The 23221-nt window shown below is 73.6% G+C and carries 18 protein-coding genes; 7 read left to right on the plus strand and 11 right to left on the minus strand.

The features are described 5' to 3' along the window. The first annotated feature begins 53 nt into the window (after nucleotides 1-53). The 3 genes from ACN268_RS14200 (at nucleotide 54) to ACN268_RS14210 (ending at nucleotide 2349) form a co-directional block, all read left to right on the plus strand. Complete coding sequence (locus ACN268_RS14200; protein ID WP_067313076.1) at nucleotides 54-293, plus strand: acyl carrier protein; 240 nt, start codon at nucleotides 54-56, stop codon at nucleotides 291-293. Nucleotide 294: 1 nt separating this feature from the next. Continuing rightward, complete coding sequence (gene fabF / locus ACN268_RS14205; protein WP_204926395.1) at nucleotides 295-1521, plus strand: beta-ketoacyl-ACP synthase II; 1227 nt, start codon at nucleotides 295-297, stop codon at nucleotides 1519-1521. Nucleotides 1522-1722: 201 nt separating this feature from the next. Then, nucleotides 1723-2349 (plus strand): lipoprotein, encoded by a 627-nt coding sequence (locus ACN268_RS14210; protein WP_421483611.1) that lies wholly within the window; start codon nucleotides 1723-1725, stop codon nucleotides 2347-2349. A 90-nt stretch (nucleotides 2350-2439) separates the two neighbouring features. Here ACN268_RS14210 and ACN268_RS14215 read toward each other — a convergent pair whose 3' ends face one another. The 8 genes from ACN268_RS14215 to ACN268_RS14250 all read right to left on the minus strand — a co-directional run bounded on the left by ACN268_RS14215 (nucleotide 2440) and on the right by ACN268_RS14250 (nucleotide 12276). Then, a complete protein-coding gene (locus tag ACN268_RS14215; RefSeq protein WP_421483612.1) occupies nucleotides 2440-3393 on the minus strand; it encodes an ROK family protein in 954 nt (317 codons plus the stop codon). Nucleotides 3394-3457: 64 nt separating this feature from the next. Then, nucleotides 3458-4909, minus strand: a complete 1452-nt coding sequence (locus ACN268_RS14220) for an argininosuccinate lyase (protein ID WP_421483613.1) — start codon at nucleotides 4907-4909, stop codon at nucleotides 3458-3460. Between the two features lie 9 nt (nucleotides 4910-4918). Then, nucleotides 4919-5929, minus strand: coding sequence for an amidohydrolase family protein (locus tag ACN268_RS14225; protein ID WP_421483614.1), 1011 nt, complete (start codon nucleotides 5927-5929; stop codon nucleotides 4919-4921). Beyond that, nucleotides 5926-6963 (minus strand): creatininase family protein, encoded by a 1038-nt coding sequence (locus ACN268_RS14230; RefSeq protein ID WP_421483615.1) that lies wholly within the window; start codon nucleotides 6961-6963, stop codon nucleotides 5926-5928. Before ACN268_RS14230 ends, ACN268_RS14225 begins: the two co-directional genes overlap by 4 nt. Then, nucleotides 6960-8741 carry an ABC transporter permease gene (locus tag ACN268_RS14235; protein ID WP_421483616.1) on the minus strand — a complete coding sequence of 594 codons (1782 nt, stop codon included), beginning with the start codon at nucleotides 8739-8741 and terminating at the stop codon, nucleotides 6960-6962. Before ACN268_RS14235 ends, ACN268_RS14230 begins: the two co-directional genes overlap by 4 nt. Before the next feature lie 114 nt (nucleotides 8742-8855). Beyond that, nucleotides 8856-9929, minus strand: a complete 1074-nt coding sequence (locus ACN268_RS14240) for an ABC transporter ATP-binding protein (protein ID WP_421483617.1) — start codon at nucleotides 9927-9929, stop codon at nucleotides 8856-8858. A gap of 91 nt (nucleotides 9930-10020) precedes the next feature. Beyond that, nucleotides 10021-11064 (minus strand): extracellular solute-binding protein, encoded by a 1044-nt coding sequence (locus ACN268_RS14245; RefSeq protein ID WP_088644864.1) that lies wholly within the window; start codon nucleotides 11062-11064, stop codon nucleotides 10021-10023. A gap of 48 nt (nucleotides 11065-11112) precedes the next feature. Beyond that, on the minus strand, nucleotides 11113-12276 hold the full coding sequence (locus tag ACN268_RS14250; protein ID WP_421483618.1) for an ROK family protein: 1164 nt from the start codon (nucleotides 12274-12276) through the stop codon (nucleotides 11113-11115). Nucleotides 12277-12692: 416 nt separating this feature from the next. Here ACN268_RS14250 and ACN268_RS14255 point away from each other — a divergent pair, with 416 nt between their 5' ends. After that, a complete protein-coding gene (locus ACN268_RS14255; RefSeq protein WP_421483619.1) occupies nucleotides 12693-15386 on the plus strand; it encodes a sugar-binding protein in 2694 nt (897 codons plus the stop codon). Between the two features lie 69 nt (nucleotides 15387-15455). On the opposite strand, the gene ACN268_RS14260 is transcribed toward ACN268_RS14255, so the two are convergent. Beyond that, complete coding sequence (locus ACN268_RS14260; protein WP_421486891.1) at nucleotides 15456-17192, minus strand: glycoside hydrolase family 3 protein; 1737 nt, start codon at nucleotides 17190-17192, stop codon at nucleotides 15456-15458. Between the two features lie 509 nt (nucleotides 17193-17701). After that, nucleotides 17702-18190, minus strand: a complete 489-nt coding sequence (locus ACN268_RS14265; RefSeq protein ID WP_088647746.1) for a DUF3145 domain-containing protein — start codon at nucleotides 18188-18190, stop codon at nucleotides 17702-17704. 354 nt (nucleotides 18191-18544) lie between these two features. Between ACN268_RS14265 and ACN268_RS14270 the strand changes: the two genes are divergently transcribed. Then, nucleotides 18545-18874 (plus strand): hypothetical protein, encoded by a 330-nt coding sequence (locus ACN268_RS14270; protein WP_088647745.1) that lies wholly within the window; start codon nucleotides 18545-18547, stop codon nucleotides 18872-18874. A 97-nt stretch (nucleotides 18875-18971) separates the two neighbouring features. Here ACN268_RS14270 and ACN268_RS14275 read toward each other — a convergent pair whose 3' ends face one another. Then, on the minus strand, nucleotides 18972-19661 hold the full coding sequence (locus ACN268_RS14275) for a carbonic anhydrase (protein ID WP_421483620.1): 690 nt from the start codon (nucleotides 19659-19661) through the stop codon (nucleotides 18972-18974). Between the two features lie 145 nt (nucleotides 19662-19806). Between ACN268_RS14275 and ACN268_RS14280 the strand changes: the two genes are divergently transcribed. Beyond that, nucleotides 19807-20811, plus strand: a complete 1005-nt coding sequence (locus ACN268_RS14280; RefSeq protein WP_421483621.1) for an alpha/beta fold hydrolase — start codon at nucleotides 19807-19809, stop codon at nucleotides 20809-20811. 167 nt (nucleotides 20812-20978) lie between these two features. Continuing rightward, nucleotides 20979-23096, plus strand: a complete 2118-nt coding sequence (locus ACN268_RS14285) for a HelD family protein (protein ID WP_421483622.1) — start codon at nucleotides 20979-20981, stop codon at nucleotides 23094-23096. Nucleotides 23097-23221 lie beyond the last annotated feature (125 nt).

The raw sequence follows: 23221 nt of genomic DNA on the forward strand, positions 1-23221 counted from the left end.
CGGCGCGCCGCCATCCGGCGGAGAACCAACCCCGATGAGAGGAACCCACCGTAATGACCCGTGACGAGATCACCTCCGGCCTCGCCGAGATCCTCGAAGAGGTCGCCGGGGTGAACCCGGACGACGTGGCCGAGGGGAAGTCCTTCACCGACGACCTCGACGTCGACTCGCTCTCCATGGTGGAGGTCGTGGTCGCCGCCGAGGAGAAGTTCGGCGTCAAGATCCCGGACAACGAGGTGCAGAACCTGAAGACCGTCGGGGACGCCGTCAGCTTCATCGAGGCGCAGTCCTGAGATGAGTCACGTCGACGTCGTCGTCACCGGGCTCGGCGCGACCACCCCGCTGGGCGGGGACGTCGCGTCGACCTGGGACGCCATGCTCGCCGGCCACTCCGGGGTGGGTCCGCTCACCCAGGAGTGGGCCGGCCAGCTCCCGGTCCGGATCGCCGCCCAGCTCGCGGTCGAACCGAGCGAGGTGCTGGACCGGGTCAAGCTGCGCCGGCTGGACCGTTCCGAGGCGATCGCGCTGATCGCGGCCCAGCAGGCCTGGGCGGACTCGGGGCTCGCCGACTCCGGGCTGGACCCGGAGCGGTTGGGTGCCAGCGTCGGCTCCGGCATCGGTGGCGCCCTGACCCTGCTCGCGCAGGACGACATCCTGGAGGCGTCCGGCCCGCGCCGGGTCTCCCCGCACACCATCCCGATGCTGATGCCCAACGGTCCCGCCGCCTGGGTGGGGCTGGAGCTGGGCGCGCAGGCCGGGGTGCACTCGGTGGCGAGCGCCTGCGCGACCGGCGCGGAGGCGATCGCACTCGGCCTGGACATGATCCGGTCCGGGCGGGCCGACGTGGTGGTGGCCGGCGGCACCGAGGCGGTCATCCACCCGCTGCCGATCGCCGGGTTCAGCTCCATGCGGGCCATGTCGACCCGCAACGACGAGCCGGAACAGGCCTCCCGCCCGTGGGACAAGGGCCGCGATGGCTTCGTCCTCGGCGAGGGCGCCGGCATCCTGGTGCTGGAACGGGCCGACCACGCCGCCGCCCGGGGTGCGCACGTCTACGCCCGACTCGCCGGCGCCGGCATCACCTCCGACGGGTACGACATCGTGCAGCCGCACCCGGAGGGGGCCGGCGCGATCCGGGCCATCGCCAAGGCCATCGCCGACGCGGACGTGGCCAAGGCCGACATCGTGCACGTCAACGCCCACGCCACCTCGACCCCGGTGGGTGACCTCGCCGAGATCAAGGCGCTGCACCGGGCGCTCGGCGACCACCCGGTGCTGACCGCCACCAAGTCGATGACCGGGCACCTGCTCGGCGCGGCCGGCGCGTTGGAGTCGATCGCCACCATCCTGACCATCCGCGACGGCGTCATCCCGCCGACGATCAACCTGGACGACCCGGACGACGGTCTCGACATGGACGTGGCCGCGAACAAGGTCCGCCACCTGGACGTGCCCGCCGCGCTGAACAACTCGTTCGGATTCGGCGGTCACAACGTCGCCCTGGTCTTCACCCGCCCCTGACGGCAGCAGCAGCCTGACGGCCCGGCCCCCTCGGGGTGCCGGGCCGTCGGCGTCCAGCGTGGTCGGGCTGCGAGCAGCCGGCGGAACCGCGGAGATCATGGGCTTGGTCGCCGCAAACGGTCAGCAGGGCCGGCCACCCGTCGGCTAGCATCCGTCGGCCGCCGCAACCGACGGCGGGAACTCCAACGGGGAAACGGGACGATGATCCGACGTACGACCGCACTGGCCGCGCTCACCCTCACCCTCACCGCCGGCTGCGCCGGTGACACCACGGAGCGGGCGACGACGCCCGCGCCGTCGAGCAGCCCCACCGCCTCGCCGGTCGTCGCCGGCCCACCGTGGTACGACGACGTCGCCCCGGCCGCCGCCGCCACCACGGTCGGCCCGAAGGGCAGCGCCTGCACGCTGTCGATGACCTTCTCGGTGCCGGCGAAGTGGAAGGCCAAGGCGGTGAAGGGCGGGGCCGACTTCCAACTCGGCCCGGCGGTGCCGCTGTGCGAGATCGACGCGAAGCCGGCCGGGAACATCGGCTTCCTGCGGGTCTGGCAGATCACCGGGGGCACGCCGCTGAACCCGCAGGACACGGTGGACAAGTATCTCGCCGCGTTCGACGGTCCGAAGGAGCAGCAGTACCGGCGGACCAAGGCCGGCCCGCTGGACGCCTTCGAGGCCACCTGGACCGAGGACGGCGAACCCAACCGGGCGATCCTGGTGTCCACCCTGTACGGCAAGTTGATGATCACCCTCGACGGCCTGGACACCGAGGAGTTCGAGGCGATGCTGCCGGCGTACCAGCTGGCGAAGTCGAGCGCCAACCTGCCGAAGTGACGCACCGGGTGTCCGGCCCGCCCCCTTCGCGGGCCGGACACCCGGTTCGACCGGTCCGCCCCTCACGGCCCGGACGCACGGATCGTCAGGTCAGCGGGGTGCCGGCACCGCTTCCCGGGCGAGGGTGACCGCGCCCAGCAGCGCCGCGTCGTCGGCGAACCGGGACAGCACCACGTCGGGACGGTGCGGGAGCACCTCGGCCAGCCGGTCGACCAGCAGTCCCCGGATCAGCGCGCTGCCGGCCACCCCGCCCACCAGCACCACCCGCTGCGGATCGAGCAGCAGGCAGCAGGTGACCAGGTGCCGGGCCAGCTCGTCGACCCGGGCGGTGAGCGCGTCACGGGCCGCACCGGGCAGCTCGGCCGCGGCGGCCAGCCCGGCCGCGTGCCCGGCCACCCCCAGCTCGTCGGCCAACCGGTCCAGCGCCCGGCCGGAGAAGTCCAGCTCCAGCATGGTGCCGGGCCACGGGCCGCCGGCCACCGCGTACCCGATCTCGCCGGCCGCGCCCCGGTGCCCGGCGAGGACCCGGCCGCCGACGGTGACCGCCGCCGCCACGCCGGTGCCGATCCCCACCACCAGGCCGGGGTCGGCGTCGCGCAGCGCACCGAGCCGCAGCTCGGCCAGGGCGGCGGCGTTCAGGTCGTTGTCCACCGCCACCCGGGTCACCCCGAGGGCGTCGGAGACGGCGTCGGCCAGGCGCAACCGTTCCCAGCCGGGTACGTTCGGGGCCAGGTCGATGCCGTCGGGGCGGACCACCCCGGGCGAGGCCACCCCGGCCGCCACCAGCGGCCCGCCGACCTCGGCGACCAGCGTGGCCGCCAGTTCCAGCGCCCGGTCCAACGCCTGCGGGGCACCCCGCTCGGCGTGCGTGGCGATCCGCCGGTGGGCCAGCAACCGGCCGGTGCCGTCGGCCACCCCGACGGCCATCTTCGTTCCGCCGAAGTCGATGCCCAGCAGCAGTTCGTCGGTGCGGGTGCCGGCGACGGCCCGGCCGGCCAGTCGCATGCTCACCTGGTCCACCGCCCGGTCACCACCGTCGACCACGGTCGCGACGGTGCCCCGCCGCACAGCCGGGCCGGACCGGAACCGGATCGTCGGATCGACGCGCTCACCGGCCGGCCACCTCGGCGGCGACCGTGTCCAGCGCCTCGTCGGCGCGGGCCAGCCGGTCCCGGGTCGCGGCGAGCCGGTCGGCGACGCCGTCGAACGTGCCCCGCAGGATGCCGACCTGGGCACGGACGGCGGCGGCACCCGGCCCGTCCACCTGCGCCCGGGCGAGCACCAGCTCGGGGTCGACGGCGGCGGCGATCAGGTCGGCCACGGCGTCGTCGGTGAGCCCGTCGACCAACCCGGCGGCGGCGGTCCGGACCCCGTCGGCGGTCCAGCTGTCCGGCGCGCCCGCGCGCACCAGCCGGCCGACGACCGAGTGGGCGGCCCGGAACGGCACCCCGTGCCGGGTCAGCGCGTCGGCCGCCGCGGTGGTGGTCGCGCCGGACGCGACGATCTCCTCCCGGGTCGGCGGGTGCAGCGGCTCCAGCTCGGCGAGGAAGCCGCCGACCAGGGCGAAGAACCGTTCCGCCCGGTCGTTGCTGTCCCAGAGCCGGACCTGCACGTCGGTGGTGGCGTTGTTGGAATCCTCCCACCAGGCCGCCCCGACGTTGTTGAGCACCGACGCGGCGTCGGCGGCGCTCGCGCCGGCCATCGACACCAGGTGCTCCAGCACCACCGGGTTGCGCTTCTGCGGCATGATGCTGCTGCCCTGGGTGAAGTCGCCGGGGGTGGCCACCCACTGCCAGGTCAGCCAGTCCATCAGGGTTCGGGCGAGCCGGGCGCCGGTGGCCAGGGCCTGCGCGTTGAGGGTGCCCACCCGGACCAGGTGGTCGGCCCCGGCGACCGCCTCGTAGGAGTTGGTCACCAGGCCGTCGAAGCCGAGCAGCTCGGCCACCCGGGCCGGGGCGATGTCCAGGTCGGTGCCGGCGAACGCGCAGGAGCCCAGCGGCGAGACGTTGAGCTGGTCGATCACGTCGGCGTACGCGACGGCCTCACCGGCCAGCGCCTCGGCGTAACCGGCCAGCGCGTGCCCGATGGTGGTGGGCTGGGCGGGCCGGCGGTGGGTGTAACCGGTGATCACCACGTCGGCGTACCGGTCGGCGACGTCCAGCGCGGTCGTTCCGGTGGCCAGCACCCTCTCCAGCACCCCGAGCAGCTGGTCGCGCAGGAGCATCCGGAACACCCCGGCGTCCAGGTCGTTGCGGCTGCGCGCCATCTGCACGTCCAGTTCGGACGCGGGCAGGCCGCACGCCTGCGCGAGGGTCTTCTCCAGCAGGTAGTAGGTGTCCTCGAAGCTGCCGTCGAACGCCGGGGCGGGCTTGCCGTCGGCGCGCAGCGTGGCCAGCCCGCGCAGCAGCCGAGCCCCCCGCTCGGCCGGGATGAGGCCCTGCTCGGTCAGCATCACCACGTGCGCCTGGCTGGCGCGCACCATCGCCGGGTACAGGTGGCCGACGTGGTGCTCGTAGGTCGGGGCCAGGTGGTGCCGCTGGTAGGTGGTCAGCTCGCTCATGGCGGTTCCTTACTTCCTTCCGGGCCGGGACGCGGTGTGGGGGCCGGGTCCCGGGTTCTCGGCTGGTCGGTCGGTCAGGCCCAGCAGCCGTTCGGCGTTACCGGCGAAGATCGCGCGGAGGTGGTCGTCGGGCATCCCCAGCTCACGGCAGACCCGCAGCTGGTCGTCGAGGTAGCGGGTGACGTAGCCGCGCGGAAACCACGACGAGTCGCTGCCGTACACGATGCGCTGCGGGCCGATCGTCTCGTAGCAGCGGCGGAACAGGTCCTCCAGCGTCAGCCTGTACGGCATCCAGCGCACCCACTGGTTGGAGCCGGACGTGTCGACGTGGATGTTGGGGCAGCCCCAGGCGGCGAAGAGCAGGTCCTGCACGTGCTGGACGCCGAAGTGCGGCACCACGACGGCCAGCTCGGGGAAGCGGCGGGCCATCCGGGCCAGCTCGTCGGGGCCGCCGTACCTGCCGAAGGAGAGGCCACCGGCGCTGCCGTAGTGGCCGATGTGGATCAGCACCGGCACGCCGAGACGCTGGGCGGTGGACCAGAGCGGGTCCAGGTCGGCGTGGTCCAGCGGGCCGCGCAGCAGCGGGGCGAACAGCTTCAGCCCGCGCAGGCCCCGTCCGGTCACCGCCCGCTCCAGCTCGGCGGCGGCACCCGGCGAGTACGGGTCGTGGTGGGCGAAGCCGAGCAGCAGGTCCGGGTGCCGGTCGACCACGTCGGCGACGGTGTCGTTGCCGCCGCCGGTGACGAAGACCGCCCGCCGCACCCCGACCGCCCGCAGCTCGTCGGCCCACCGGTCGGCCTCGTCCTGCCAGCGCGGCGCGGGCGGCTCGGGGTCGGGGAAGCTCCACGCCTGCCGCCAGGCCTTCGCGTACGGGGCGGAGCCGGCGGCCCGGACGGCCCGCTCGTGTTCCCCGCCCGGGTGCATCCCGGCGGCGTCCTCGCAGGCGTGGATCGTCTCGTCGGTGCCGATCCGGAAGTGCAGGTGGAAGTCGACGATGTCGAGTCCCCGGTCCACGCTCATCGGTCTCCCCCGGTCGCCCCGTCCGCCGCCGTCGGGGTCGGCCCGACCGCCGGGTCACCCGCCGCCGGGGCCGGGCCGTCGGGCGTCGGCAGCGGGTCGGCGGTGGGTGGGGCGGGCGGTGGGGCGGCCACCCAGGCGGCGACGATCTCCCGCAGCCGCGCGCCCGCAGTGGCCCGCACCTGCCGGCCGGCCGCCTCGGAGGCCAGCGAGATGTGCCCCGACCAGCCCTGCCACGGGTCCGGCCGGGACTCGACCAGCACGTACGGGTGGCCCACCGGCAGCTTCGGCTTCGGCGGCAGGTCCGCCACGGCGTCGAGGCGGACCGCGCCGGGATCGAAGCCCAGCACCCCGGAGGTCTCGTACGCGCCGCCGTGCCCACGGGCGGTCAGCGGCCCGTACAGCTCGGTGGTCTCCGCCGGGGTGACCAGCTGGAACCAGTTGACCAGCAGCAGGCTGGCGGTGCGCCGGCCGGAGACCCACTCCATCGCGGCCCGCACGGTGGACATGTTGGCGTCGTGGCCATTGACGATCAGCAGCCGGGGGAAACCGGCGGCGACGATCCCCTCGATCACGTCGGCCAGGTAGCCGACGGCGATCTCCGGCCGGATCGACACCGTGCCCGGCCAGGGCCGGGTCTGCCCCGGGCAGGCCGCGTACGGCACCGCCGGGAAGAGCACCCCGCGCGGCCCGGGGAAGCCGGTGGTCGTATCCCCCGGGGAGCCGGCGGCCGACGCGGACCCGGCGGCCGGGTCGACAGCGCCGCCGGCCTCGGCGACCCCGCCCGACGCGCCGCCGGCCTCGGCGACCCCGCCCGACGAGCCGCCGGCCTCGGCGACCCCGCCCGACGAGCCGCCGGCCTCGGCGGCGAAGCCCTCGGCGAGGATCAGGTCGGTGCCGAGCGGCAGGTGCGGGCCGTGCCACTCGACGGCGCCGACGGGCAGCACCGCGTAGTCGGCCGCCGCCGCTACGGCGGCCAGCTCACCGCCGGGAATCCGGGTGGCGGGCAGCAGCCCGCCACCTGCCGGCCAGGTCACGCCGTCCACTTCGCCGCCTCCCGGGTGGCCCGGCCGCCGTTCTGCAGGCGGCCGGAGAACACCATCACCACGAAGATCAACACCACCTGGAGCATGCCGTACGCGGCGGCGGTGCCGACCTCGAACGAGTACATCCGGTTGTTGATCTCGACCGAGATGGGTGCCGTCTCCGAGGTGTAGATCAGCACCGAGGCGACGAACTCACCCACCCCGTTGACGAACGCGAGCAGCGCGCCGGCCAGCACACCGGGCAGCATCAGCCGCAGGGTGACCGTGCCGAACGCCCGCCACCAGGGCGCGCCGAGGTTACGGGCGGCCTCCTCCAGCGACGGGTCGATCTGGGCCAGCGTCGCCGAACTCGACCGGAACACCAGCGGCAGGAACCGCACGAAGTACGCCAGCGGCATGATCCAGAACGTGCCGATCAGCACCTGGCCGAAGCTGAACGCGTTGCCCGTGCTGAACGCCGAGATCAGGTTGATCGCCACCACCGTGCCGGGCAGCGCCCAGGCCAGCATGACCGCCACGTCGAGCAGCCCCCGGCCCCGGAAGTCGAGCCGGCGCACCGCGTACGCGATCAGCACACCGACCACCACGCAGCCGACCGTGGCGAGCAGGCTCATCTGCAACGAGTTGAGGATCGGCCGGTACGCCCCCGGGTCCGAGAAGATCGTCACGAAGTTCGCGGTGGTGTACTCCGACGGGATCACCTCGGTGGTCCACGAGCCGTCCCGGGAGAAGGCGACCAGGGCGATCGTCGCCACCGGGGCGAGCAGCACCATGGTGGCCAGCACCGAGGCCAGCAGCGCCAGCCACTTGCCGAACGGGTTGGTGATCTCCCGGCGGTGCGAGGCGACGCCCTTGGACTGGGAACGGTAGCTGCGCCGCCCCTCGTACCAGCGCATCCCGAGCAGGAACAGCACCGACGCCACCGCCAGCACCGACGCGTAGGTCGAGGCCATCGGCAGGTCGCCGTTGGTGCGGTTGATGTAGATCTGCATGGTCATCGTCCGGTCCACCCCGAACAGCAACGGCGCGGTGTACGACGCCAGCGACGTCATGAAGACCAGCAGCGACGCCGAGACCAGCGCCGGGGTGAGCATCGGCAGCAGCACGGTGCGCCACACCCGGACCCGGCTCGCGCCCAGGTTGTAGGCCGCCTCCTCCACCGACGGGTCCATCCCCACCAGGGCGGCGGAGGCGGCGAGGTAGAAGAACGGGTACATGGTGAAGGTGTGCACCACCAGCACCCCGGCGATGCCGGTGAACGGCAGCACCGGGTTCTCGGTGCCGAACAGCTGTTGCAGACCGCGCGGCAGGATGCCGGTCTCGCTGTAGAGCAGCTGGAACGAGATCGCCCCGATCAGCGGCGGCAGCGCCGCCGGCACCAGGATGATCGCCTCGATCAGCCGCCGGCCGGGAAACGAGAACCGCTTGAGCAGGAAGGCCATCGCCACCCCGACGATCCCGCAGAGCAGCACGCTGGCCGCCGAGATCCCCAGCGAGGTGAGCAACGCCGACCGGGCGACCCCGCTGCCGGTGACGAACTCGGTGTAGTTGGCCACCCCGTCCACCCCGACGCTCTCGGCGAAGGTGGCGAACATCGGCTGCACCACGTAGCCGAAGAGGATCAGCGCCAGCGGGAAGACCAGCAGGTACGGGAACCACGGCGAGTTGGCGTTGAGGCCGCGCCGGGGCCGGGCTGCCGGCGGCGGGACGGGGTCCTGGGTGACCGGCGGCACGGTGGCCGGGCTCGGCGTGGCGGGAATGGTACTCACGGGGTCACCTCAGTTCGCGACTGCGGGGCTCGCAAAACCGGCTCACTCCTCGCGCTCACGGGGTCACCTCAGTTCGCGACTGCGGGGCTCGCAAAACCGGCTCACTCCTCGCGCTCACGGGCGCACCACCCACATGCGCTGGCGGTTGAGGCGCAGGCCGACCTGGTCGCCGACGGCGATGCCGTCCGGGACGTCGATCGCGGCGACCTGCACCGGCTCGCCGGCCACCTCGACCACGAGGTTGGTGGCCATGCCGGTGAACTCCACCTCGGTCACCCGGCCGGGCAGCGCGCCGGCCTCGGTGGTCGAGGTGAGCCCGAGGTGCTCGGGGCGTACCGAGACCAGGGCGGTGTCCCCGGCGCGCAGGCCGTGGTCGGCGGGGGCGGCGACGGCGGTCTCGCTGCCGTCGGGCAGGCCCACGGTGACCGTGTCGGCGGCGGCGGTGACCACCGGCAGGCTGAGCACGTTGCTGCGGCCGATGAACCGGGCCACGAAGGCGGTCGCCGGCCGGTGGTAGATCTCCTGCGGGGCACCGATCTGGCGGACCCGGCCGGACTCCATCACGGCGATCCGGTCGGACATCGCCATCGCCTCGGACTGGTCGTGGGTGACGTAGATGGCGGTGGTTCCGGCCTCCTGCTGGATGCGCCGGATCTCCACCCGGGTCTCCTCGCGCAGCTTGGCGTCGAGGTTGGACAGCGGCTCGTCGAGCAGCAGGGTACGCGGCCGGATGACCAGCGCGCGGGCCAGCGCCACCCGCTGCTGCTGGCCGCCGGAGAGCTGGTCGATCCGGCGGTCGCCGTAACCGGCGAGGTGCACCTGGCCGAGGGCCTCGGTGATCCGCCGGGCGGACTCGGCCCGCCCCACCTTGCGGATCTTCAGCCCGTACGCGACGTTCTGCGCGACGGACATGTGCGGGAAGAGGGCGTAGTTCTGGAACACCATCCCGGTGTCGCGCTTGTTCGGCGGCCGGTGGGTGACGTCCTCCGTGCCGAACCTGATCCGCCCCGAGGTGGGGAAGTAGAACCCGGCCACCATCCGCAGGGTGGTGGTCTTGCCGCAGCCGCTCGGCCCGAGCAGGGTGAAGAACTCCCCGGCGGCGATGCTGATGTCGACGTCGTCGACGGCAGCGGTGTCGCCGGCACGCGCGAAGCGCTTGCTCACCGACTCCAGCGTGACATCGATCATGATGTCTTCTCCTTTGCGGTACCGGACCTGGCCGGGCGGTGTGGCGGGACGGGCGGTGCCGGGGGCGGGACGGCCCCCGGCACCCGTACGGTCAGCCCTTGTTCTTGATCTGGCTGTTCCAGTGGTTGATCCACTCGGTCTCGTTCTTGCCGATGATGTCCCAGTTGACGTCGAGCGGCTTGAGGTTGAGCTGGGCCAGCCACTCCGGCTGCTGGGCGATCTCCACGGCCGGGATCTGGTAGTAGTCCTTGGCCAGGTCGGCGCGCAGCGTGTCGTCGAAGAGGAACTCGATGAACTTCTGCGCGCCGGCGCTGTTGCCGCCCTTGACCGCGGCCAGGCCGTCGACCAGCACCGGGGCGCCGGAGGCCGGCATCACGTAGCCGAACGGCATGTTGGACTGGTTGGCCTGCAGCAGGATGTCCTGCAGGTTCCAGGCGCTCAGCGTGCCCTGCTGGCGGGAGAGCTTGAGGTAGAGGTCGGCCGGGTTGGCCGCGTACGCGCCCGTGTTGGCGTCGAGCTTCTTGAGCCAGTCGTAGCCGGGCTGCGGGTTGCTGCCGTCCGGCGACTGCCGCATGATCATCGCGGCGTAGATCGACCGCATGGTGCCCGAGGCGGCCACGTCACGGATGACGATCTTGTCCTTCCACTCCGGCTTCAGCAGGTCGTCCCAGTCCTTCGGGGCCTGCTCCGGGGTGAGCGCCTTGTTGTTGTACATGATGACCTCGGGCAGCAGGATCTCCCCGAACCAGCGGCCCTCGGCGTCCTTGTACTTGGCGTCCATCTTGCCGGCGAACGCGGGCTGCCAGGCGGCGAGCAGGTCCTCGCCGGCACCGGCGGCCAGCCCCTGCTGGGTGCCGCCCCACCAGACGTCGGCCTGCGGGTTGGCCTTCTCGGCCCGAACCCGCTCCAGGATCTCCTGGGCACCCAGGTTGAGGATCTCCACCTTCCCCTTGTACTCGGGGTACTTGGCGGTGAACTTGTCCACGACGAAGGTGGAGACCTTCTTGTCGCGGGCGGTGTAGATCGTCAGCTTCTCCGTCTCACCGGCGGCGGTGTCGTCCGAGCCGCCGCCGCAGGCGGTGCCGGCGGCGAGGACGGTGGCGAGCGCTCCGGCGAGCAGAAGTCGACGTCTCATGGGGTACCTCCGAGGGGTGTGGGCGGAAGAATCAGCGGTTCGAGCAGGTCAAGGGGCCGGTAACAGGGTGGGCAGCCCGGCGGCGGCGGCCGAGAGGGCGTAGCTGACCGCGCCGTGCAGCACCGCGCGGTCACCGAGCACGGCCCGGCGTACCTCGGTGGCGCTGGGCGCGGCGGCGGCGACCAGGTCCTGGAGCCGGCCGATGGCGTCGTCGTCGAGGTCGGCGGCGGCCCCACTGAGCAGCACCCGCCCCGGGTCGATCACGCAGACGCACGAGACGATGAGCCGGGACCAGGCGTTCAGGAGTTCGTCGAGGTAGCCGGCGGCGCGCGGGTCGTCGGCGGCCAGCTCGACCAGCGCGCGTACCGGCGAGTCGGGGCGGCGGCCGGGGGCCAGTGCGACCACCTGTTCGGCGATCGCGTTCTCCGACCAGCGGGCCTCGAACGGGCCGATCCCGTCGTGCCCCCGGCCGGCCGGGTCCAGCGGCAGGAAACCGACCTCGCCGGCCGCGCCCCGGGCTCCCCGCCGGACCTGGCCGTCGAGCACCAGGCCGGCGCCGATGCCGTCGGCGACGTGCAGCAGCAGCAGGTCGGCGACGTCGGTGCCGGCACCGGCGGCGTGTTCGCCGGCGGCCATCAGGTTGACGTCGTTGTCCACCACCACGGGTACGCCGAGCGTCCGCTGGACCGACTCCCCTATCGGGCGGCCCTCGATCTGGCCGACCGAGGGGGCGAGCCGGACCGCGCCGCCGGAGATGACGCCGGGCGCGGCGATGGCCACCCCGCGCAGCGCCGGCAGCCCGTCGCCGGCCAGTTCGGGCACCGACCGGCAGATGGTGTCGACGATGTCGCCGGTCAGCCGGACCGTGCGGTGGGCGACCACCGCGCCGTCGCTGTCGGCGATCTCGCAACTGATCCGGGACGGCTCCAGCGAGACGGCGGCGACCAGTTCGGCGCGGGGGTTGAATTCCAGCATCGCCCGGGGCCGACCGGCCCGGGAGGCGCCCGGACCGCGTTCGATCAGGTAACCCTCGGCGATCAGGTCCCGCACCAGCGGGGTGAGCGTGGCAGGGCTCAGGCCGGTGAGCTCGGTCAGCTCGGCCCGGGAGAGCACCCGGACCTGGCGGGCGGTGGAGATCACGGAAAGCCGCTTGATCTCCTTCGACCGCTCCCGGCTCACCGGGCTCGTTGGTGGCGTCACCACGTCTGTCACACTTCCTTCCTACGGCGAACGAATTAAAGAGTCAAGTAACAAGTCCGTCTCAGCCGGCTCACCTCGGACCACCGGAGCAGCGAAAACGTCCGCAATTGGAAGCGATGGGCGGGTTCGGGGCACCCTTCCGGCGCATCGCAAGACATCCCGGACATCGCCCTCTTTATTTCTTCTGCAAAGAAAGAAATACCTTCCAAAGCATTGACGTGCCGCTGCGCTGGTCCCTAGCGTCACCGGGCGAAGGCCTTCCAGTGTGTACGGAACCCGTACCGCTGCCGTACCCGGTGCACCGCGTCCGACGACGCCCACCGTTCCCGTTCCCGCCGCCTCACCGTCCATCCACGACCCCGCGTCGGACGCGCCGCGTCCGACGCGGACGGTCGCTGCCCGGACACCGTGGTCCCGGAAGGATCCGCATGCGCATCAAGGGTTTCCTGCTACCCACCGCACTCGCCCTGGCCGTGGCCGGGGCGCCCGCCACCGCCGTCGCCGCCCCGGCCGACGTGCGCCCCGCCAAGGCCGTCGACCTCGACGTGCTCTTCGTCAGCGCCCACCCCGACGACGAGGCCGGCAGCCTCGCCACCCTCGGCCAGTGGAAGGAGAAGTACGGCGCCAAGGCCGGCGTCGTCACCATCACCCGCGGTGAGGGCGGCGGCAACGCCGTCGGCCTGGAGGAGGGGCCGCCGCTGGGCATCATCCGCGAACGCGAGGAGCGCACCGCGATCGGCAAGGCCGGTGTGGAGAACCTCTACAACCTCGACCGGGTCGACTTCTGGTACACCGCGTCCGCCCCGCTGTCCGAGCAGATCTGGGGCCACGACGACACCCTGGGTCAGATCGTCCGGGTCATCCGGACCACCCGTCCCGAGATCATCATGACGATGAACCCGTCGCCGACCCCGGGCAACCACGGCAACCACCAGCAGGCCGCCCGGTTCGCCGCCGAGGCGTTCGCCGCCGCCGCCGACCCGAACGCCTTCCCCGAGCAGCTCAGCGCCGAGGGCCTCAGCCCGTTCCGGGCCGCGAAGTTCCTGCGCAGCGGCGGCACCGGCAGCTCCGCCGCCGGGCCGCAGTGCGCGACCAGCTTCACCCCCACCGTCCCGACCGACCAGGTCTTCGGCGTCTGGGAGGGCACTCCCAGCGCCAGCGGGAAGACCTGGGCCGAGATCGAGGTCGACGCCCGCCGGGAGTACGTCACCCAGGGCTGGGCCGGCACCGCCGCCGCCCCCACCGACCCGACGAAGATCCGGTGCGACTTCTACACCCTGATCGACAGCCGCGTCCCGTACGACCCGGCGGACACCTCCCCGGAGGCGATCCTGCGCGGCTCGGTGCTGCCGCCGGTGACCGGTGGCCTGCCCAAGGGCACCGAGCTGTACCTCACCACCGACCGGTTCGACCTGGCCCCCGGCGCGACCGTCGAGGTCACCGCGCACCTGCGCGCCCCGCAGAACCGCGCCCTGGTCAAGCCCCGGATCGACCTGCGGCTGCCGGCGGGCTGGAAGGCCAAGGGCTCCGGCGTGCTCGCCAACGACGTGCCGTCGGGCAAGGAGCGGACCCGGAAGTTCACCGTCACCGTCCCGGCCGACGCCGCCACCAGCCAGCAGCAGCTCATCGGGGCCACCCTGACCACCCGCCAGGGTGCCGGGCGCACCGACCGGGCCGTCCGGGTGGTCGCCGACGTCCGGGGCACCCTGGAGCCGCTGCCCGAGGTCGGCACGTTCCGCACCTGGGCCGGTGAGGGCGGATACCCGCAGCTGGACACCCTGATCAAGCCGGTGCTCACCATCGGCTCCGGACAGCAGCGGTCGGTGCGGATCGACCTGCGCAACCACGGCCGGGTCAGCCGCAGCGGCACCGTCACCCTCGGCCTGCCGGCCGGCTTCACCGCCGACGCGGCCACCAAGAGCTATCCCGCGCTGGCCCCCGGCGCGACCGGGGCGGTCACCTTCACCGTCACCAACACCGACGCCACCCTGCCGACCGCCAACGAGGGCGGCACGGACGGCGACTACGGCATCACCATCACCACCACCAGCGCCGCCGGCAGCACCGTGGAGACCGGCGCACTGGAGATCGTCCCGACCACCGAGGTCCCGCGCGCCGGCGACGGCACCGTCGACGGGGTCGCCTCGCCCGGCGAGTACCCCGGCCCGGAGCTGGACTTCTCCCGCATCTGGGAGGGTCAGGCCACCACCCCGCAGGACGCCTCGGCGACCGGTCGGATCGCCTGGACCGCCGACGGGCTGAAGGTGATCGTCCAGGTCACCGACGACGTGCTGGGCAAGAAGGTGGTCCCGCAGGACTGCAAGCGGCAGCGCCGCACCGACAGCGTGGAGATCATCGTCGACCCGAAGGGGAACTCGACGGACACCTCCACCGTGTTCAAGGCCGGCATCTTCCCGATCACCGACGACCCGGCCAACGGCAACCCGCCCTGCTGGCAGCGCGACGCCGACAACCGGCAGGGTCCGGGGGCGACCACCGCACCCGGGATGACCGTGGTCAGCAAGGTCAGCTCCCCGTACACCGGGTACACCATCGAGACGATGATCCCCTTCGCGGTGCTGCCCGACGCGGTGGACCCGGCCCGGATGGGCTTCAACGTGCTGGTCTACGACTCGGACACCCAGGACCTCAGCTCGCAGTCCCGGCTGGGCTGGTCCACCTTCACCGGCGTCCGGGCCGACCCGTACCGCTACGGTCTGGCCACCCTGCCCGGCTACCAGCCAGCGGCCCGGCAGCCCAGCACGCCGGTGTTCCCGGACACCTCGGCGCGCAGCGTGCACAGCCCGCAGACCATCGCCCAGTCGGCCGTCGACGGGGTGGCCCCGGCCGCCGTGCCGAGGCTGAAGAACTCGGCGCTGCGGCTGACCTCGGCCCAGCGGGTCACCGACGGCGTGCAGGTCACCCTGCGTGCCGACCGGGCCGGAACCGCCTACCTGTACGCCTGGGACGGCGACACGGCCCGGGGCGAGCACACCGTACGACTGGCCGCCGGTGACCGGGTCACCGTGACGGTCCCGACCAGCGGGGGCACCCCGACGTCGCTGCTGGCCGCCTTCGAGTCCAGTGGCGCGGCAGTGGCCCAGCAGGTTCCGCTGAACTGATCCGGCACCGCGGTACCCGTGGCCGGTCGTCGACTTCCGTCGGCGGCCGGCCACGCCGGTGTCAGGGGGTCAGCCCGGGCAGCTCGTGGCGGGCAGCCCGGTCAGCGGCACCGGGGAACGACCTGTCGGGCGGGCCTTGCCGGCCAGCACCCCGGCGAGCGCCGTCATCGAGGCCCGGCTGGACGAATAGGTCGCCAGCAGGGTCGGCGAGGTCGCCTTCTCCAGCACGTACGGGGTGTCCATCGCCACGGTGACCGCCGCGTCGGCGGCAAGATCCTTCGGGCCGTCGCCGTAGCCGACCAGGTGCACCCGGGTGCCGCCCTTGGCCACCACCCGTACGCCCGCAGCGGTCAACGCCGCGGTGAGCGTCGCCCGGGTCTTGTCCCGCCCGTCGGAGGTGGTGACGGTGACCGGGCCGGACACCGCGACGCCGCACTTCCCGCGCAGCTGGGTGACCGCCGCGGCGGCCAGCGCGGTGGCGGCGGCCCGGTGCGGGGCGCTGTCGAGCGTGGACATCGCCGGCGTCGGCCGGTCGGCGAGCCGGAACTTCATGGTCAACACCCGGGTGACCGCCGCCACCAGCCGGTCCCGGGGCAGCGAGCCGTCGCGCAGCGCGGCCAGCAACCCGTCGTACGCCTGGCCGACGTTCGGGGTCATCAGGATCAGGTCGTTGCCGGCGAGCAGGGCCTTCACCGCCGCCTCGCCCGGCGGGTAGCGCTTGGCCGGCGGCATGTTCATCCCGTCGGTGATCACCACCCCCTGGAAGCCCAGCTCGCCCCGCAGCACGTCGGTGAGCAGCTTGCGGGAGAAGGTGGCCGGGGTGCCCGGGTCCACGGCGGTGACGTCGAGGTGCGCCGACATCACCGCCATCGCCCCGGCGTCGATGCCGGCCCGGAACGGCGGGAAGGCGGTGGCGTCCAGCTCGGCCCGGGGCTGGCCGACCACCGGGACCTCCTGGTGCGAGTCGGCGGCGCTGAGCCCGTGCCCGGGGAAGTGCTTGACGCTGGCCGCCACCCCGGCGCTCTGCAACCCCTGGACCGCGCCCGCGACCTGTGCGGCGGCCCGCTTCGGGTCCGCGCCGAAGGACCGCGAGCCGATCACCGTGCTGCGGGTGGCGAGGACGTCGGCGACCGGGGCGAAGTCCAGGTTCACCCCCATCGCGGCCAGTTCGGTGCCGGCGGCCTTCCAGGCGGCCTCGGTCCGGGCCGGGTCGTCGGCCGCCCCGGCGGCCAGCGCGCTGGGCAGCGTGGTCACCCCGTCGGTGATCCGGGTGACCACCCCGTACTCCTGGTCGGTGCCGACCAGGAAGGGTGCCGGGCCGGCGGCCAACTTCCCGGCGGCCTCGCGCAGCCCGGCGGTCAGCTTCTTCACCTGGGCCGGATTGTCGACGTTGGTGGTGGACTGGTTGCCGGAGGTGGGGTCGTCGGCGCTGAACCCGACCAGGATCAGCCCACCGAGCCGGTACTTCGCGATCATCTCGGCGGGGGTGTCGACCCCGGCGAGGGCCTGGTTGCCGGCGGCCGAGCCGGGGGTCACCGTCGTCGCCGAACTGCCGTACGCGTACGGCATCAGCACCTGGCCCACCAGGTCCTCGTCGCCGAGCGTGCCGACCAGCGCGGCGGCCCGGCCGGCCGGGTCGTCGGCGGCGGCGGCGGACGCGGCGACGGTCGCGGTGGCCGTCGGGGTGGCTTCGGGGCGGACCGGCGCGGGAGCCTGCCCCTCCCCCGCACATCCGGAGGCGAGCAGCGCGGTCAGGGCGGTGACGGCGACGCCGGCACGTCGCGGGGAGATCGGCACCCGGCCCATCCAACCCGCGCCGGAGATCAGCGGCAACCCGGCCAGGTCAGACGGTGGGTGCGGCGTGCCCGTCCCCGGCCCGGTGTCCGGCTCCCGGGCGTGTCCCGGGCGGGACGCGGCCGATCCGGGTGAGCGGATTCACCAGGCGCCACCACCCGTCGGGCGGCTACCCCTGGCTGGCCGCCCGCCGCGAAAACCCAGCCAAAACGGGCACGGCCGTCGGCCGGTCCGGGCAAGTGTGCGCCTCGGGTGAGGACGACTTCTCCGAGAGCTGTATGCCTGTCCGTCATATTTATGACGGACAGGCATACAGCTCTCCCCGAGACGTGGCTCCGGGAGCAGCCGACCCGGGGGTGGTCGGCGCGGGTGCCCGCAGACGAGACCGGTGGGCGGCAGGCATCGCACGGAGACGGGCCGGCAGGTCTCGGCGGTGTCGGTGGCCGCGGCGGGCGGTGCCGACACCCGGACAGCCACGCCGACAGCATCGGCACATGCGAGGGCGCGCGGGCGGGCTGCGGTCAGCCGACCCGGGTCAGCAGGGTCACCGGCGCGCCGTCCCCGGCGTAGCGGTAGGGCTCCAGCTCGGCGTCCCAGGCGGTGCCCATCGCCTTGTCCAGGGCGTGCGCCAGGGCCTCCGGGCGTACCGACGCCATGATGCTGCGCAGCCGGTCCTCGCCGAGCTGGATGTCGCCGGCCGCGCCCACCGCGGCCCGGAACAGGCCCCGGCCGGGCACGTGCATGAAGCGTTCGCCGTCCGCGCCGGTGCTGGGTTCCTCGGTCACCTCGAAACGGATCATGGGCCACTGCCTCAGGGCAGCAGCCAGCTCGGCACCCGTCCCCGGCCGACCGGTCCATCCACACTCGGCCCGGCGGGCGCCGGGATCGACGGGCTGAGCCGTCCAGTGCAGGTTGACCGGCGCGGCGAGGACGCGCGCGATCGCCCACTCGACGTGCGAGCACACGGCGAGCGGGGTCGAGTGGACGTATACGACGCCACGCGTTGGCACGGTGACCTCCCGGAGGGCGAGGTGCGTCTTCCCCTACGACCTCGACACCCGAGTGGCTGTTGCCACACATGATGACTGCTGTGACGGATGGTGCGCCAGGGAATCGGAAAATTCGCCGGGGGGAAATACCCGGACCGGTGACCGGGGTTGTGCACTCCGACGGGCACGGTGAGCTGCCAGGCACCGTGGTCGTGTATATTTCTCTGGGCGGTTCTGTGCCGTCGCACCACTTCGCGGGCCGACGACCCACCCGGGCGTCCGACGACCACCGAGCGTCAGACGACCACCGGCCGTCACCCGCTACAGCCCCCGGACGTTCCCCGTCCTCCCGTACGTCTTGCAAGGAGCATCTCCGTGGCGAGCAACACCTCGAAGACCGCGCGCGCGTCAGTCCGGGCCGGCCAGGCTGGCCAGGGTGGCGCCCTCAGCGTGCTGGGCGAGTTCAAGTACCTCATCCCGCTCAACGGCGGCAAGCACGCCTACGTGCGGAACCTGACCAACGGCAAGACCGCGCACCTGCGTACCGACTCCGACGCCTTCGTCGAGGAGATCCGGACGCTGGCCACCGCCGGTCACGCCGCCAAGATCCGCGCCGAGATCAGCAACCTCGCCGCCACCCACCCCGACCACGGGTGGGACAAGACCGAGAAGCGTCTCGTCGAGGCCGGCGTCTTCGAGGGCTGAGCCCCCTCCCCCAGCACGACCGGAACCGCCCGTCGGGTCACCCCGGCGGGCGGTTCCGTGTCCGCGCCCGCCACGTCCGCGCCCGCCACGTCTGCGCTCACCACGTCTGCTCCGGCGGGTCAGGCTCCTCGTCGAGCAGGGTGACCTCGCCGGTGTCCAGGTCGTACAGGGCGCCGACGACGTCCACCCCACCCGCCGCGACCGGGCCCGCCAGCATGTCGTCGGTGCGCAGCGCCCGCACCGTACGGCGGACGTGCCGGCGTACGGCCAGCGGGTGCACGCCCGGGTCGTGCGGCCCCGCCTCGGTCACGGCCGGGGTGATCCGCTCGACCAGGTAGCCCAGGTCACCGTCCGGACGCCGGCCCCTCCGCACGCTGTCCACCGTCGCGGCGACCGCGCCGCACCGTTCGTGCCCCAGCACCATCACCAGGGTCACCCCGAGCTGCGCCACCACGTACTCGATCGAGCCCCGCACGGCCCGGTCGAGCACGTGTCCCCCGGTCCGGATCACGCAGATCGACCCGAAGGTCTGGTCGAAGATCGCCTCCAGCGGCACCCGTGAGTCGATGCAGCCGAGCAGCACCGCGTACGGCTGCTGGTCGCCGGAGGCCACGGCCGCGGCGGCGGTCACGTCGTGCCCGTGGACCGGTCGGCCGCTGACGAATCGCCGGTTGCCGGTGAGCAGCTCGGCCAGCGCCGCCCGGGGGGTACGCGCGGCCCGGGGCGGCCCGGCGTCGACGGGCGGCCCGTCGGAGGTCCGGGCGGCCCCGGTGGGCGGTCTCGGCATGGCTCCAGACTGACCGCCCGGCTGGCCCCGTGCGGGCGGGTCGGGAATCTTCTCACCGACACGGTTGGCGTGGTCTGATGTCGGGTAGCCGGTGTTACCGCCGGGTTACGCCGGTGAATGTGTCCCGGGTGCCTGGGAGGTGGCGATGCCGGAGCAACGGGAGTTGCGGCTGCCCGACGGGGTACGCCTGCATGTCGAGGTGACCGGGCCGGTCGAGGCCGAGGTGACCGTGGTCCTGCTGCACGGCTGGACGCTCGACGGTCGGGCCTGGCACCGGCAGCTCGCCGACCTGCGCAGCCGCTTCGGCGACCGGGTCCGGGTGGTCACCTACGACGCCCGGGGGCACGGCCGGTCCAGCTGCATGGCGCTGCGCACGGCGACCCTGGCCCAGCTCGGCGACGACCTCGCGGCGGTGCTGGACGAGGTCGCCCCGGCCGGGCCGGTGCTGCTCGTCGGGCACTCGATGGGCGGGATGAGCGTGATGGAGTACGCCCACCGGCACCCGTCCCACTTCGCCGCCCGTACGGCCGGGCTGGTTTTCGTCTCCACCACCGCCGAAGGCCACACCCACACGGTGTACGGCCTGTCGCCGCGGATCGCCCGGCTGATCCGGCTCGCCGAGACCACCGGGGCCGGGGTACTGGCCCGGTGCGGCTCCTGGCGGCCACCCCGTCCGCTGCTGCGCGCCCTGGCCCCGAGCATCAGGTGGATGCTCTTCGGCGACCGCTGCTCCGGCGCCGACATCCGGCTGGTCACCTCGGCGGTGGCCCGCGCCTCGCTGCGGTCGATCGGGGGTTTCCGCGCCTCGATCGGCGCCCAGCACCGGCTGGCGACGCTCGCCGCGTTGGCGCACCTGCCGGCGGCGGCGCTGGTCGGGGACCGGGACCGGCTGACCCCGCCGCCGTGTGCGGAATCGATCGCGGCGGCGCTGCCGGCCACCGAGCTGACCGTCTGCCCCGGTGCCGGGCACATGCTGATGATGGAGCGTCCGGACGAGGTGAACGCCGCCGTCGCCGGGGTGCTCGACCGGGTGCTGTCCGCCGCCGGGGCTACGCCACCGGGGCCCCGTCGTCCCGTCGACGCCCCGTCCGGCCGGGCGGGCGCCGACGTCCCGGGCGACCCCGCGTCCGCCGGGCGGACGACGCGCTGAGCCGATCCGCCGTCGCCCCGCGCCGCCGCGCCCCGGGCGGGCCGCGCGGTGGTGGTGGAGGTCGCGGTACGGGTATCGGCCCGCCGGTGGGTGGGCGGCTGCCCGTACCCTCATTCCGCCTGGCGTGCACCCGCGTCCGGCGTCGCCGTCGCACAGGAGCCGGTACGTTGACCGACCAGACCACCCTGGAGCAGGAGATCGCCGCCGAGCAACGGCATCTCGACCGGGTGTACGCCCGGCTCGCCGAACTGCGCCGCTCGGCCGCCCGCGCCGAGCGGGACGGCTACCGGCTGGCCGGGGTCGGTACCTTCGGCGCGCTGGTGGAGCGCGACGCGATGGTCTTCCACGCCGCCCAGCGCCGGCACCTGCTCGACGCCGAACACGAGGGGCTGGTCTTCGGCCGGCTCGACCTGCGCGACCGTCAGGTGCTGCACGTCGGCCGGCTCGGCGTGCGGGGCGAGGACGCCGAGACGCTGGTGGTCGACTGGCGGGCCCCGGCCGCCGCCGCCTTCTACCGGGCCACCCCGGCGGAGCCGCTGGGGGTGGTGCGGCGGCGCACGATCAGCTCGTCGGACGAGAAGGTCACCCGGATCGAGGACGACCTGCTCGACCCGGAGGCCGCCCCGCCGGACATGCCGGTGGTGGGTGACGGGGCGCTGCTGGCGACCCTGTCCCGGGCGACCGGCCGGGGGATGCGGGACATCATCGCCACCATCCAGCGGGAGCAGGACGAGGCGATCCGCTCCCCCGCTTCGGGGGTCACCATCGTCTCCGGCGGGCCGGGCACCGGGAAGACGGCGGTGGCCCTGCACCGGGCGGCGTACCTGCTCTACGCCGACCGCAGCCGGTACGCCGGCGGCGGCATCCTGGTGGTCGGCCCGTCGGCGGTCTTCGTGGAGTACATCGCCTCGGTGCTGCCGTCGCTGGGCGAGGAGACCGCCACCCTGCACTCGCTGGGTTCGCTGTTCCCCGGCCTGTCGGCGACCCGCACGGACGGGCCCGAGGTGGCGGCGGTGAAGGGTTCGCTGCGGATGCGTCGGGTGCTGGAGCGGGCGGCCCGGGACGCGGTGCCGGACGGCCCGCAGGAGTTGCGGCTGCTCTACCGGGGTGCGTTGCTGCGCCTGGAGCGGCGCGAGCTGGACGGCATCCGGGACCGGGCGCTGCACCGGGGGGCCCGCCGCAACGAGGTCCGCCGGGTCGGCTTCGACGGGGTGCTCGCCGCGTTGTACGCACAGGCCCGGCGGTCGGCCGTCGCCGGCCTGCCCGAGCAGCCCGCCTTCGAGGACGAGATCATCGAGCGGCCGGAGTTCCGGGAGTTCCTCAAGGCGTGGTGGCCCCGGCTGCATCCCCGGCACGTGCTGGGCTGGTTGGCCCGGCCGGAGCGGCTGCGCCGGTACGCGGCCGGCGTCCTGTCCCGGGCGGAGGTCGGGTTGCTGGCGCAGGCGTACCGGTCGCTGGACACCGAGGGGCTGACGGTGGCCGACATCGCCCTCCTCGACGAGCTGGACGCGCTGCTGGGTCAGCCGGTCCGCCCAAAGAAGGCCCGGCGGGACCCGTTCCAGCTCGCCGGCGGCGTCCGGGAGCTGAGCACCTTCGGGGAGCGGCAGCGGGCCGCGCGGGCGGCGGCCCGGGAGCGGCCCGAGGACTACCGGGACTACGCGCACGTGGTGGTCGACGAGTCGCAGGACGTCTCGCCGATGCAGTGGCGGATGATCGGCCGGCGCGGTCGGCTCGCCTCCTGGACGGTGGTGGGTGATCCGGCGCAGACCGCCTGGACGGGTGACCAGGCGGAGCTGGACCGGGCCCGGGACCAGGCGCTGGGCCGACGGCGGCGGCACCGGTTCACGCTGTCCACCAACTACCGCAACTCGGCGGAGATCTTCGCGGTGGCGGCGGCGGAGATCCGCCGGCTCTATCCGGACCTGGAGTTGCCGAGCGCGGTGCGCTCCACCGGGGTGGACCCGGTGGCGCTGCACGTGCCGGCGGCGGAGCTGGCCCGGACGACTGCCGATGCGGTGGACGCGTTGCTGGCCGAGGTGGCGGGGACGGTCGGCGTGATCACCCCGGTGCCCCGCCGGGACGAGGTCGCCGGCTGGTTGGGCGACCGGGGCGGGGCGCGCCTGCAGGTGGTGACCAGCCTCCAGGCCAAGGGCATGGAGTACGACGGGGTGGTACTGGTCTGCCCCGGCGAGATCCGGGCCGATCCGGGCTCCGGGGTACGGACGCTCTACGTGGCGTTGTCCCGGGCGACCCAGCGCCTCACCACCGTCGAACCGACCGGCTGACCGACCGGCACCCCGGCCCACCCGGCCGGACGTCCGACCGTCACTTGCACACATAGCGATGTGAGCATAGATTGGAGCGGGTCCGCGACGGCGACGGTGGTCCGCGACGGCGACGGTGGTCCCGA

It is taken from the genome of Micromonospora sp. WMMD735, assembly GCF_049178995.1.
GTDB lineage: Bacteria > Actinomycetota > Actinomycetes > Mycobacteriales > Micromonosporaceae > Micromonospora > Micromonospora wenchangensis.